Source organism: Actinoplanes sp. NPDC020271, assembly GCF_044388125.1.
Classification (GTDB): domain Bacteria; phylum Actinomycetota; class Actinomycetes; order Mycobacteriales; family Micromonosporaceae; genus Actinoplanes.
On the sequence record NZ_JBIRWQ010000013.1, the window covers coordinates 1 to 13,611 of the forward strand.

The 13,611-nt window shown below is 71.6% G+C and carries 8 protein-coding genes; 4 read left to right on the forward strand and 4 right to left on the reverse strand.

Going from position 1 to position 13,611, the window contains the following annotated elements; all coding sequences use genetic code 11:
* The first annotated feature begins 140 nt into the window (after positions 1–140).
* Together ACH442_RS26375 and ACH442_RS26380 are read left to right on the forward strand one after the other, a co-directional pair.
* Positions 141–365 carry a hypothetical protein gene (locus ACH442_RS26375; RefSeq protein ID WP_396340784.1) on the forward strand — a complete coding sequence of 75 codons (225 nt, stop codon included), beginning with the start codon at positions 141–143 and terminating at the stop codon, positions 363–365.
* 231 nt (positions 366–596) lie between these two features.
* Positions 597–1,379: a hypothetical protein gene (locus ACH442_RS26380; RefSeq protein WP_396340785.1), complete on the forward strand. Its 783-nt coding sequence runs from the start codon at positions 597–599 to the stop codon at positions 1,377–1,379.
* 347 nt (positions 1,380–1,726) lie between these two features.
* Here ACH442_RS26380 and ACH442_RS26385 read toward each other — a convergent pair whose 3' ends face one another.
* The gene (locus tag ACH442_RS26385) at positions 1,727–3,514 is read right to left on the reverse strand and encodes a hypothetical protein (RefSeq protein WP_396340786.1); all 1,788 of its coding nucleotides are present in this window, start codon (positions 3,512–3,514) and stop codon (positions 1,727–1,729) included.
* 50 nt (positions 3,515–3,564) lie between these two features.
* Positions 3,565–10,800, reverse strand: coding sequence for an IPT/TIG domain-containing protein (locus tag ACH442_RS26390; RefSeq protein WP_396340787.1), 7,236 nt, complete (start codon positions 10,798–10,800; stop codon positions 3,565–3,567).
* 164 nt (positions 10,801–10,964) lie between these two features.
* On the opposite strand from ACH442_RS26390, the gene ACH442_RS26395 reads away from it, so the two are divergent.
* Positions 10,965–11,426 (forward strand): helix-turn-helix domain-containing protein, encoded by a 462-nt coding sequence (locus tag ACH442_RS26395; RefSeq protein ID WP_396340788.1) that lies wholly within the window; start codon positions 10,965–10,967, stop codon positions 11,424–11,426.
* Here the strand turns inward: ACH442_RS26395 and ACH442_RS26400 are convergent.
* Positions 11,372–12,469, reverse strand: coding sequence for a Dyp-type peroxidase (locus ACH442_RS26400; protein WP_396340789.1), 1,098 nt, complete (start codon positions 12,467–12,469; stop codon positions 11,372–11,374). The two genes, ACH442_RS26395 and ACH442_RS26400, sit on opposite strands and share 55 nt — an antisense overlap.
* 238 nt (positions 12,470–12,707) lie before the next feature.
* Between ACH442_RS26400 and ACH442_RS26405 the strand changes: the two genes are divergently transcribed.
* Positions 12,708–13,085 (forward strand): hypothetical protein, encoded by a 378-nt coding sequence (locus ACH442_RS26405; RefSeq protein ID WP_396340790.1) that lies wholly within the window; start codon positions 12,708–12,710, stop codon positions 13,083–13,085.
* 39 nt (positions 13,086–13,124) lie between these two features.
* On the opposite strand, the gene ACH442_RS26410 is transcribed toward ACH442_RS26405, so the two are convergent.
* Positions 13,125–13,598, reverse strand: coding sequence for a GNAT family N-acetyltransferase (locus tag ACH442_RS26410; protein WP_396341019.1), 474 nt, complete (start codon positions 13,596–13,598; stop codon positions 13,125–13,127).
* Positions 13,599–13,611: the final 13 nt, after the last annotated feature.

Here is a 13,611-nt window from a genome sequence, read left to right on the forward strand (position 1 = left end):
CCCCGGCGTGTTCGCCGGTTGCACCGTTCTCTTCGTCGAGCGCTCAACTCCGGTGATCGCAGATCGGTGGCGCTCCCGTCGCCATCCGGTTGCCGCCCGCCGTGGGCAGGATCGTCCAGCTGAATGACACCATGATCAGCATGACCGCCGACGAACATGCCGCCCGCGCCGCCGAGCTCCTCGACGAGGCCGAGCGCCTCTACCAGATCTGCCTCGTCGACTATCAGACCAACATCAACGAGGACGATCACTCCGAGGAGCCGTACGTGCCCGGGGCGGACCTGGCGATGCTCACCGCCACCACGCAGCTCGCGCAGGTCCACGCGACTCTCGCCCTGCGCGGCCGCGCCGCCACCCACGAGTGAGGAACGGCAGCGCGCTCACGACGTACGCGGGAAGTCTGAATTCGATCGTGTCTTCGGGGTGGTCCGGACCGGAGGCGCCGGCAACGACCAGTCGGGGGAACCCAGCGGGCTCGGGCCGTCCGGCGTGATCCGTGAGCGGCCGGTCGCTGGTGGCCGGGGAACTGGCCGGGCGGGTGCGCCGCGGGCGGAGCCCGGCGACAATGGTGCCGCCGAGTGTTCGAGAGGTGGCCGATGACGTTTCCGTACGCTCGTACCTTCGACGAGGTCCTCGCCTACGTGAAGAAGCGCCGGTGCGTGTGCCGCTCGACCAGGACCGAGATCCCGAACCCGGCCGGTGAGAGAGTGCTGATCGGTGGGGTCTACGGCGTGCGTTACGACTTCTACTGCGTGAAGTGTGCCCGGCTGCGCGAGTTCACGTTCCGGTCGACCGATCCCGCCGCCGACGAGCCGCCGGCCCCATCCGTGATCGGTCTCGTCCGGTCCACCGCCGAGGCCCACCTGTTCATGGATCTGCACGAGTGCGAGATCTGCGCCGAGGACGAGTTCGACCGGAGAGTCGACGCCGTCACCGTGCACGGTGAGCTGTGCAGCCGATACACCGGCGCGTGCGCGGAGTGCGGCAATCCGCGCGAGTTCACCTTCCGGCTCCCGGAGGAGACGCTGATCCCCGATCCGGAGGAGCCCAGCTTCGGCGGTGAACGCCCGTCCGAGCTGCTGGACGCCGGCGAGTGGCTGGCGGTGGCCGACGCCATCGCCGCCTGCACGCCCGCGGATCCGGCCGGGTTGGACGCTGAGGAGCGCCTGCTGGCCCACTACGAGTACCTGAAAGCGGCCGCGGTGGTCGCGGAGGCCCGCAAGTTCGTGGCCTACGGCGCGGAAGTGGTGTCACCGCAGGCGTTGTGGAGCTCGACCGGCCGAGCGGTCCACCACGCGGATCCGGGCCGCTTCGACCGGCGGCAGCTGGAGCGTGCCGAGAACGTCTTCCGGGACCTCGCCGTCGCCTTCGGAGACTGAGAAAGCTCACCGCGACCGGGTGAGCCGGGCGGACATCGGCCGCCCGGTGCACGGCGAACGGCACGGCGAGACCCGAGACGAGGACAAGCGCGCCGAGCACATACCAGCTCGTCAGGGCGCCGACCGGCCAGCCGATGGACGAGTTCGCCCAGGAGTCGACGCTGCTGATGGCCGGCGCGGCACACCGCGCTCCGCCAGCCGATCTCGGCCAGGCCGCTTGATCGTGGACACGCGACGACGGCTTCGGCGGTCATCACGCGGATCCGGCGTGGGCACGGTCCGCGGCGGCCCGACCGACGCGGTCGGGCCGAGCCGTGACGGCCCGGCTCCGTATCCGGAAATCGGGTTCACGGGTTCGAGGAGATCGGGTGCGGGCGCAGGCGGGCGACGTCACTGCCGTAGCCCACCAGCAGGTCGCCGTCCGCGGCGGTGACCAGACTGATCGGCCGGCTGGGCAAGGTGACCGGCGGGGCGAGGTCGGCACCGGTCAACAGGTCGGTCAGGGAGATCGAGCCGTCCTCGTGCGCCAGGTAGGCCTGCGGCCAGACGCGCACCGCGGCCAGGGTCGCGTCCGCCAGTCGCCGGACGCCGGCGGCGATCGTGCGCCCGGCGGTGTCGAGGACCCGGCCGCGGGTGACGATGTGCGGGCCGGACACGGCGAGCATGACGTCGTCGGGCCCGGCCGGGACGACAACCGGGCCGGCGCTCAGGTCGCCCACGTCGTGGACCTCGAACCGCAGGCCCGGCACACAGGTGACCACGACGTCCCGGCCGTCGCGCGTGCCCACACCGAAGCCGGTGGCCGCGGGCCCCGGCGGCGGGATCCACGCGTCGCGCAGGCTGCCGTCACGGATCAGCCACTTGCGTAACCAGCCGTACTCGGTGATCAGTTCCGGGCCGGTCACCGCCAGACGGCAGACGACGCGCTGCCCGGTGTCGATCGGCGGACGGTACGGCTCGCCGGTGGCGAGGTCCAGCAGGCGTACGAGCGGATCCCGGTGGTCGGGTGTGCCGGCCCCGGTCGCCGCCACGATCGACGGCCCGTCAGTCCACGCCGCCACGGTGTGGGTGTGCGGCACGCCGGTGCGGGCCGGCGGGTGCAGCAGCCGGCCGTCAGCGGTGTCACGGGCCAGCAGCGTGCCGGCCGAGTCGGCGCTGACCACGACACCGGGCCCGGCCAGGGCGAGAGCGACGATCCGCTCGTCGTGTCCGGGTTCCCCGGGTGCCGGGCGGCTGAGGTCCCACACGGCGACACAGTGGTCCTCCGCCGAGGACGTGAGCAGTCTGTCTCCCGCCACGGTCAGGGTGGGCGCGGCGACCGGACCGGGCAGCGCCGGACCGGCCGGTGCGCAGGTGGCCTGGTCGTACAGGTGCACACGCCACCGGTCGGAGACGGCCAGGATGCCGCCGGCCACGACCAGGCGCCGCCGGCGGGCGTGCTCCGGACGGCCGGGCGGTGCGAGGATCGGCTCGGCGGTCGCGGCGCCCGTCCGTACGTCGAAGGTCTGGATCGAGCCTTTCTGATCGACGACGGTGACCAGGTCCCGGCCGGTCGCCGTGCCCAGCGCGACCGATCGGACCCGGCCCAGGCGCGGCGGTTCGACGATCCAGGTCTGCTCGTGGCTGTCCAGGTCGTGAAGTGCGAGGCCGTCGAGGCCGGCCAGCAGCACCCGGCGGCCGTCACCGAGCCGTCCACCGGCGACGGCATGCGCCGCGGGCAGGGGCGGGCCGCCGACCGGACGCCCGGACGGCAGCCGCCAGCGCTGCACCAGGGCGCGCCCATCGCGGGTCAGCACGTCGGTGCCCACGACGATCAACTGCTGGACCTGGCCGGGGTCCGGCACCCGGCGAAGTGGCGTCCCGGTCGCGGCGTCCCAGATCCGGAGCCCGTCTGCGTGCCCGCTGAGCAGCAGCCCGTCCGCGAACGCCAGGCACCGCGGCTCCGGGCAGGCCGTCGTCCAGCGCGGCTCGCCACCGAGGTCGCGGACCTCGATCCCGGAGGGGATGCCGGCGGCGACCAGGTCCGGGGCGAGCGCGGCCGTCCGGACCCCGTCCACCCGCCAGGAACGGATCATCCGTGGGTCGTCGTCGGTGCCGCCGGCCCAGACGACCGGCCAGGGCACATCGAGGCGCATCGTCACATCCTAAGGAGAAGGGGGCCGCCGCGGCGGCCCCCGTGCACTGTTTACCAGGCGTCCCAGCCGGCCGTGTCGGCTCCGGGGAATCCCGCCCGGCCCAGCGCGTCGCGGGCGACGTCCTCGATCGGGCGGAAGCCGGGCAGACTGTCGTTGGGTTTGTAATGCCCGGAATGGTTGGTGATCTCGACGAGGACTCCGTTGCCGTCGAGCTCGAAGGTCCCGGCCATCCACACCGACTGTCGCTCGGCCAGGCTGGTGTGCCCCGGCCACAGCCGCCCGTGCACCGGGTCGACCTGCTGGAACTCGGTGTCGAACCGGCTACCCGCGATGGCCCGGACCTGGCCGCCCTGCATGACCACGAAGAAGTGCCGCTCGCCGGCCGTGGCACCGGCGGCGGAGGTGATCCACTCGCTGGCCGGCATGGTCGACTGCGGATCCGGCTCGACGATCGGGAAGACCCGGTTCGGCAGGCCGCCGGTGCCTTGCGGCTTGGTGCCGAGCGGATCGGTCAGCGTAGTCGGCTGGTTGCCGACGTACCGGTACGGGTTCGCGTCGCCGGAGGCCAGGCCCAGCGGATCGCGACTGAGGAACTGCTGGGCGGTCGCCGAGTAGAAGCGGTTGCGGTACTGGTAGACGCCGCCGCCTTCGTCCGAGCGCCCGGCGAACCGGGTCCGGTTGCCTTGGTCGTCCCCGGTGAGAGTGGTGCCGCCGAACGGGTCGTAGGTGTACTCGGCGGCCACCGAGGTGTCGGCCGAAGCGATCGTGCTGCCCAACGCGTCGGTCAACAGCGACCGGGCGTTGCGGGCGAACACCTCGTCGACGTCGCCGGTCAGCAGATTCGTCGTCGACGTACCGACGGTCTCCTGTACGGCGTTGAGCCCGTCGTACAGGTAGGACGTCGTCGTCCCGGCCGCCGTGCGGGTGGCCTGGCGGCCGAGTGCGTCGTAGCCGTACGTGGTGGCTCCGGCGGCGGTCAGCTGCCCGCGGGCGTTCCACGTGTACGCGCCGGCGGAGTCGCGGGTCACGTTGCCGTCGCCGTCGTAGGTGACGCCGGCCCGCTGGTCGCCCGCATCGTAGGTGGTGGCCGCCGATGCGGCCGGTAGCGCAACCCGGCCGTAGCTGCCGTCCACGTGGACCCGGCGGCCCAGCGCGTCCAGCTGATACGTGATGGCGCCCAGCGTGGTCGTGCCCCGGGCGTAGCCGATGCTGGTCAGTCCGCCGGCATCGTCGTAGCCGTACGTCTGGGTGATCCCGGCCGGCAGCGTGAGCGTCTGCCGCCGTCCGAGGGTGTCATAGCCGATGCTCACCGCGTCACTGCCGCGGGTCACCGAGGTGAGCTGGTCGGCGTTGTTGTACCCGTAGACGGTCTGGCCCTGGCCGGAGGCGGTCATCGTGGCACGGCGCCCGGCCGCGTCGTAGGTGTAGGCGACCTGCCCCTGCGCGCCGGCCACCGTCTGCGGCCGGTCGAAGTCGTCCGGGGTGATCGTGATCGCGCCGCCGGCCGAGTCGTTCACGGTCCGGACCCGGTCGCCGGCGTCGTACTGGTAGGTGGTGGTGCTCTCTTGTGTGCTGCCGGAGACGCCGTAGCGGGCCGTGGCGAGCCGGTCGAGATCGTCGTAGTCGTAGACCGTCTGCTTGCCGCTCGGCTTGGTCTCGGTCTTGAGGTTGCCGTTGGCGTCGTAGGTGTATGCGGTGGCCCGGTTGAGCGGATCGGTGACCGTCTGCAGCCGGTCGCTGGTGTCCCAGGCGTAGACCGTGGTGTGCGACCGCGGATCGGTGACCTTGTACAGGTTGCCGTTCGGGTCGTACTCGAACGCCGTCATCCGGCCCGTGCCATCGGAGGTGGTGGCGATCCGCCCGGCCGTGTCGTAGCCGACGATGACGGTGTTGCCCTGTGGGTCGGCGCTGACCTGCTTGCGCCCGTCTGCGCCGGTGAAGCTGCGGGTGATCCGGCCCAGCGGGTCGCTGACCGCGGTGAGGTCGCCCAAGCCGTACGTGAGGGTGGTGGTCTTGTTCTGGTTGTCGGTGACCTTGCCGACCTGGCCGGCCTCGTTGGTGGTGAACGTGGTGACGCGGCTCATCGGATCGGTCACCGTGTGCAGGGCGCCGTCGGATTGGTAGCCGTAGTCGGTCGAGTGGTTGAGCGGGTCGGTCACCCTGCTGAGCTGGCTGAACGGGCCGCCGTAGGTGTACGTGGTGGTCCGCGCCCGCCCGGTGCCGGCCAGCGCGGTGACGCTGGCGAGATTACCCAGAGTGTCGTAGCCGTATTCGGTGCGACGGTTGAGCGGGTCGGTCACCGCGGTGATCCGGTTGCTGGCCGGGTCCCGGGCGAAGGTGGTGGTCACGGCCGAGGTGGTGCCGTAGGCGGCCGTCTCCGAGGTCTTGAACCCGGCGTTGTTGAACGTGACGTGCCGGACGTGGCCGCGCGGATCGGTCAGGTCGGTGAAACCGCTGCCGTACGTGAACTGGTAGGTCGCATTGTCCGGCAGGGTCTGTGTCCTCACCCGGCCGGCCGAGTCGTACGTGTTGGTCAGGAAGACGGTGCCGCGCGGATCCTTGATGGTCTTGAGCCGTCCCGACTCGTACGTATAGGTGGTGACCCCCTGAGCGGGATCGGTGACCGTCCACAGGTGTCCGTCGGTGGTGTACGTGTAGGTCACCGCCCGCCCGAGCACGTCCTCGGCCCGGGTGATCCGGTTGGCCGAGTCGTGCTCGAAGCGGATCCACTTGCCGCTCGGTGAGGTGATCTGGGTGATCGGCCCCTCGGCGTGCACGTTGCCGTCGGCGGCCGCCGGGGCCGGATCACGGGTGATGGTGACCGTGTTGCCGAACTTGTCGCGGATGCCCTGCAGCGGCGCCTCGGTGCCGAAGATGTAGGTGAGCCCGCTGCGCAGGGTCAGGTCCCAGCCGTCGCCGTTCCACGCCAGTGACGACGCGTTGTACTCGGTCGGGGTCGGGTCGGCGGCGAAGACCGCGTTGAGGTAGTCGGAGGCACCGGTGCCTCCGGGTGAGGTCCGGTGGTAGTGGATCCGGCCGCCGTCGGGCAGCAGCAGCCAGCACTCCAGGTAATTGTTCGCGCTGCGGTACAGGTCGAGGCTGTAGTCGAAGTTGACGCCGATGCCGAAAGTCCGCCGCCCGACGTCGCTCTGCTGGTAGGTACGGGTGACGCTGATCGGGATGAGGTCATCGACGGTCAGGTCGGTGTGCCGGTCGACGATCAGGCCGGTGTTCAGGTCGACCGGGTCGCCGTCGTAGTCACCCCCGCCCGCGGCCGGCGCCGAGGACGGCGGCGGGTCGGCGCTCGGCGTGATCAGCATCGCGCCGGTGAACTGGTATACCTCGGTGCCCTTGGCCGGCTCGACGCGCTTGCCGTCGCTGGTCACCCGGCCCTTGCCGTACACGTACCAGCCCTTGCCGGCCGGGTCGTAGTGCCAGAAGTCCATCGAGGCGCCGGGCTTGGCGTGGGTGAAGTTCGGATAGATGACCCGGGCGCCGGCCGGGAAGACGTAGGAGCTGCCCGGCTGGACAGTGAAGTAGCTGGGTACCTGTGAGCGGGGTAGCGGGAACGGCGTGCGGTCGACCGGGATCGCGGTGATGCCGAGCTGGGTGACGACCTTGCCGTGCACGTCGCGCACGACGCTGCCGGACGGTAGTCGCACCTCGAGCCCCGGGATGGCCGGCGTGGTGATCCGGACCTCGGCCTTGGCCGGCGAGGCGAACGTGACCGTGTGCGTGGTGTCGAGGCGGGTCAGCCAGATCGTGTACGGCAGCACGGTGGTGACGCCGGCCTTGACGTCGACGCCGATGTCGTGAAGGCCGAAGGCGCGACCCGGTGAGCCGGCCGTGGAGCCGTCGACGCGCAGCACCCGATGTCCCGGGGTCAGCCCGGTCAGGAGGAACCTGCCGTCGGCGTCACTGGTGACGGCGACCGCGTCCACGCTGACCGTCACGCCGGGCAGCGGCTTGTCCTCCAGCGTCAGGATCCGGCCGCTGAGCGCGGTGGCGCCACCAGGCCCCTGGCGGGGCGTATTGTCGGCCAGCACCGTGGTCCGTCCGGTGGTCCAGCCCCGCCCGGCCAGCGTCGCCGCGTCCGGGGCCCAGCTCTCCCCAGCTCCCGGCTTCGGCCGCGGCTGCGCTCCGGTCGCCGTTCTCGGCTCCGCCGAGGAGAGCTTCTGGGGCGTACGGTGCCACGCGGTGTTCTTCCGGGCGACGGGGCCGGCCGGCGGTGTGCTCAGCCGGACCTGAGCGCTCAGCGTCGAGGCGCTGCCGGCAGCCGGCGCTGTCCGTGTCTTGAGCGTCGCGGTGGCGCTGCCGGACGCCGAGTACGGACTGATCGTGATGGTGTACGTCCCGGTGGCCGGCAGGGCTGGGAGGTTGACGGTGGCCGCACCGGCCAGCGCGGCGATCACCGTTCCGGTCGCGTCGCGGACCACGACGCTCGGGTAGTACGTCATCGTGACGTTGGTGTAGGCCAGGGCCAGCAGTTGCCCGGACGTGCCGGCGTAGACGGCATAGGTGCTCTGCCCGATCCGCGACGCGGTGATCGTCTTCGCCGCGCCGAGTGTGAACGAGCCTCCGTTGACCTGCGCCGACGCGGTCACCACGACGGCTCCTGCGCCTCGGTCGGTGGCGACGAGATCCACGCGGTAGGTGCCGGCCGCCAGATCGGGGTAGTCGAGGCTGCCCGTCTTGGTCAGCGTCGACTCGTACAGTGCGGTGCCGCTCGAGTCGGTGATCCGGACCAGCAGGGTGCTGCTGGCGAAGGTCCACCCGGTGAAGCCGAGCGAGATCCGCTGCCCGGCGCCGACCGTGAACGTGGCGTCGAGGTACCGGCCGCCGGCCGGGACGGTGTACGTCGGGGCCGTGCCGCCGACCGCGAGCGTGCCGCCGTTGACCGCGATCACCGGTGTGAACGTGAGCGTGCCGGTCTCGGCCGACGGCTCGAGCAGGATCTGGTAGCTGCCGGTGGCCGGCAGCGCGGCCAGGTCGAACAACCGGCCGCGCAACAGGCCGTTGTAGAGCACCGTGCCGTCCGGGTTGTAGACCACGGCCGTGACGGCGTGCGCGAACGTGTAGGTGTCGGCCATCAACGCGAGCCTCTGACCGGCGGTGCCGGCGTACGTGAACAGCGTCATCTGCCCCGGGCGGGTGACGCTGATCGCCGAAGTGCTGCCCTGTGTCAGGCTGCCACCGAGGATCCGCTGCGACCAGGTGACCAGCAGTCCGCCGGTGGCTCCGCCGGTCGGGGCGAGCAGCAGGTGGAACGTGCCGCTGGTGGCCGCGGCGAGGTTGACCGTGCCGAGCGAGCCGATGGTGTAGTCCTGCACCACCGCGCCGGACGCGTCGAGGATCCGGGCGCGCACGCTGCCGGTGGCCGGCAGTGTCCAGTTGCTCAGGGCGAAGGTGTAAACCCCGCCGGCGGTCGCGGTGAAGCTGAGGTCGGCGAGTGTCGCGGCCGAGGTGAAGCTGACTGACGTGCCGGCGCCGGTCAGGCTCAGCGCCCCGGAACTGGTTCGCTGCCACAGTTTCAGGCCGAAGCTGCCGGTTCCGGAATACAGGTTGATCCGCAGCGTGTAGGTGCCGGTCGCCGGCAGGGCCGGCAGGTCAGCCCGGCCGCTGGAGGCGGAGCTCTCGGACAGTACGGCGCCGTCCGGACCGACCAGGAAGACGTCCGGCAGGTACGTCGAGGTCGCCGACTCGAAGTCGAGGCTCAGCAGTTGACCGGCCGTGCCGCTGAAGGTGGCCAGCAGGTCCTGGCCGGGGCGGGTGACCGAGGCGACCTTGGCGGTGCCCGGGGTCAGCGTGCCGAGGTTCTGCGCGGCCGAGGCAGTCACCAGCACCGAGCCGGTGGCGGCGTCGCTGGAGCCGAGCGTCAGTGTGTAGGTGCCGGTCGTGGGCGCGACGAAGTCCAGGTCGTAGCCGCTGAGGCCGACCAGGGTCCGCTTGAACTGGTTGCCGTTGGCGTCGTTCCACAACAGCGCCGAGCCGTTCGCGTCGAGGATCTGCGCGGTCAGGCTGGTGCTGCTCAGAGTGCTGCCGGTCAGACCGATGCCCATCTGCTGACCGGCGGTGGCGGCGAAGGTGAGGTCCACCTGCTGGCCGGCCCGCGCGAAGGACGCCGTCGTACCCGACCCGGTCAGGTTCAGTGCCGACACCGTGCGCGTGGACAGGGTGGCCACCGCGGAGCCGGTCGCGGACGCGGTCACCGGCTTGAGGGCGATCTGGTACACGCCGCTGGTCGGCAGCGGCGGCAGGGCGAGGCCGCCGGCCAGCGACGTCTGCGTCCACGGGGCCTCGAACAGGTTCCGGGCGAACGCCGCGCCGGACGGGGTGTACCCGTAGATGTTCAGGTCACCGACGGTGGACCCGGTGACCCCGAAGCTGAGGCGCTGGCCCTTCGTCCCGGTGAAGCGCAGGACGGCGGCCTTGCCCGCGGTGCCGAACGTGACGGTGGTGGCGGTCCCGTCGACGGTCAGCGTCCCGCTGGTGGACACGTCGGTGGTGGCGAACGGCTTGGGTACCGCGACGAAGTCGGTCGCGCTGGTCGCGATCCCGCCGGTGGTGCCCACCGTGATCCGGCCCGATCCGGCAGCTTGAGGCACGGTGACGGTGAGGCTGGTGGTCGTGGCTGCCGTGACTCGGGCCCGGGTGGCGCCGAACGCGACGTTGTCGGCGGCGGCCGTCGCCGAGAAGCCGGTGCCGGTGATCGTGACGCTCGTGCCGGCCGCGCCGAGCGCCGGGCTGAACGATGTGATCACCGGCACCGGCGCCGCCGCGATCGGGGTGAAGCTCTGCCGGCTGGTTGCGGTGCCGCCGGAGGTGGTGACCGTAACCGGCCCGGCGGTCACCCCGGACGGGACGGTGACCACCAGCCGGGCCGCCGACGCCGAGGTCACCGTCGCGGTGACGCCGTTGAACCTGACCGTGTTACCGGCGACGGTCGTCGCGAACCCGGCACCGCTGACGGTGACGGCGGCGCCGGCCGCAGCACGGCTCGGTGCGATGCTGCTGACCGCGACGGCACCGGCCGCGAGCCGGGTCACCGAAGTGGGATTGCCGGAGTCGTCGTAGTCGTACTGGGCAGTCCCCTCGGGTGTGCTGACGCCGCGCAGTTGACCAGCACCGTCGTACGCGTAGTCGGCAGCGGCCGGGGCCGCGGCGGCGACTCGCGGTGGGGCATCCGGAGCGGCCGCAGCGGGCCGGCCCGGCCAGATCGGGGTGACGAGAAGCGCTGCCAGAGCGACTCCGGCGAGCCGGCGGGAGGTGCGATGGACGGTCGGCACTTCAGCCTCCAGAAAGGTCCACAGAGGACGTCATCGGGCGGGACCATCGTCGCGGTATCGATTCACGAAGGGCGATAGATTCGCCATTGTGCGGGACGGGATCGGGACAGATGTCCGTCGATGTGTATAAGCTCCGACCGGCACGATGGATACGGGGGTATTCGATGCGTTCCGCGTTCGCCGAGAAATTCCGTGGGGTCTACACCCGGTCCGGCCGCACCCTACGTGAGCTGCAACAAACCATGTTCGTCAGCGACTCTGCCCTATCGCGCTACATGTCCGGGCAGGCCGTCCCGCCCTGGCCGGTCGTGGCCGAGCTGTGCCGGATCTGCGACGCCGACCCGGCCGATCTGCGGGCCGAATGGGTGGCCGCGCGAGGCACCCGCCGCCGCCCCGCGGACGGTCCACCGCCGGACATGCGACAGGCGCTGGCGCGGCACATCGCCACCATCGACGAGGCCGCCCGCGCCGCCGCCCGGATCCTCGGCAGCCGCGACGCCCCGGCCGCCGAGCACCTGGTCACCGTCCGGCGCGCCGCCGCCGACGCCACCCGTCTGCTGACGCTCGACGCTCAGCCGCCCAGCATCCCGGCCAGGGCGGACACCGACGGCGGAACGAAGAAGTAGCCGCCGCCGAACGGCAACACGTACCGGTCCAGGGTCTCCCCCGCGAGCCTGCGCTGGATGGCCGCGAAGCCGTTCTCCGGGTCCCGCTGGAAGCAGACGAAGATAAGCCCCTGGTCGTCATCCGCCCGACGGTAGGAGTACCCGCGCCGCAGGATTCGATGATCACGGCTCTCCGCGGTCTGCGGGTTGGCACGCCGGATGTGCGCCCCGAGCGGGGTGACCGCCCCGGCCGGGTCACCGGAGTAGTCGATGGTCGCGTCTTCTGCTCCACCGGCGAGCGGCGCCCCGTCGGATTGATGCCGTCCGATCGCCGCCTCCTGAAACGGCACCGGCTCCCGATCCCACAGATCGACAGCGAACCGGATCAGCCGTACGACCTGGTAGGTGCCACCCGCCGCCCATGGGGGCTCGTCCGCGCCGGTCCAGACCAGCCGATCCATCAGCGCCGCGTCGGACGGATCCGGGTTCCCGGAGCCCTCCCGGAATCCGAACAGGTTACGGGTCGACGGCCGCCCCGCGGCGGTGGTCCCGTTCTCAGCCCGGAACCCGTCGAGCCGCCACCGCACCCGCGCGTCGTCGCCCGCCGCCGTGACCAGATCCGCGGCGATCGCGGCCACCTGGTCCGCACCTGACCCGCCCACCTGCACCAGCAGGTCCCCGTGGCACCACGCCTCGTCCAGCACGTCGTTGGGAAACGCCGGCATATCGGTGAGCAGCCGCGGCCGGTCCGCCCCGGCGGTGAACAGCGAAGCCCCGACGCCCACCGTGACGCTCCCGGCCCCCACCGAGTGCACCCGCTCGATCCGATCGGCGAGCCCCGCGACAACCCGGCCGGCCCCGCCGCCGACATCCAGGGCGACCATCTGCAGAAATCCGGGCGGCCGGGACACCACACCGGTCTGGTGCTCGACAGCCGGTCCGGTCGTCGGATCCCGAGGGCCGTCCTGGCCCCGGCAACCGGCGACCAGCCCCGCCATCCCACCGGCCGCGACCCCCAGCAGGGTGCGCCGCCGGGTCCCGCCAGGGTTCCGATCACTCTCCACGGCGCCGAGCCTAGGAACGGCTCGCTCCCGCCGGCGGCCGCCGGCGGCTTTCCGGGACAGATCCGGGACAGCGCACCGGCGCCACGCCGTCGACGTCGAAGCGGCGAACTCCGTCGGAGCCAGGATGATCATCTGATTTGGGGGCTCCGGCGCCGGCATGTCAACCGCCCCAGCGGTCGGCCCGCGCGCCTACGGGGATCGCCCTCCGACACCGACGCGGCGGCGGTAACGTGATCTTGTGAAGGGACTGCGAGCGCCGATCGTGGCCGGCCTGATCCTGGCGGCCGGCGCCGGGTTCGGGGCGGCGTGGGCCTGGCGGGATCACACGGCCGCGCCTCGACGGATCAAGGGCACGGTGACCTGGTCGAACGAGGACGCCCAGCGTCTCGTTCTCGAGGCCGCCACAACCGCGGACAACGGCGAGTACCAGACCGCGATCACCGAATGGACCGACGCGAAGAACACCCGTCTGGTCGGGCATTGGCCGAGCTGCCTGGCGGCGAAGAAGGGTTCCCTGGTCCGGACCGACCGGCGCCCCGCCGAATTGGACGTCGTCTCCGCCGAGTTGACCGGAACGACCTACCGCATCGTGGTCGCCATCCACTGTCTGTCCTGATGAGGCTTCGGCGAGCCGGCGCACGGCGTTCTCCGGTGGTCAGTTGATGCTGGAGCTGCGGCGTTCGACGAGGATGACGTCGCGCCAGGTGCCGTGGTGCTGGGCGACCCGCATCCGGGTGCCGACGGTGCGGAAGCCACAGGCGGCGTGCAGGGCCAGGCTGGCGGTGTTCTCGGGGAAGACCCCGGATTGGATCGTCCAGATCCCGGCCTGCTCGGTGCTGGCGATCAGCGCCTTGAGCAAGGTCCGGCCGATCCCCCGGCCGCCGTGGGCGGGGTGGACGTAGACGGAGTGTTCGACGACGCCGGCGTAGACGCAGCGGTCCGACACCGCGCTGCAGGCAACCCAGCCGAGCACGTCGTCGTCGGTGCCGAGGGCGACGAAGCGGTGTTCGGGCAGCCGGGTGGTGGTGAACCGGTCCCAGGTGGGCGGCTCGGTCTCGAAGGTGGCGTTGCCGGTGGCGATGCCGAGCCGATAGATCTCCAGCACCTGCGCGGCGTGCTCGTCGGTCATCGCCGTGATCCGG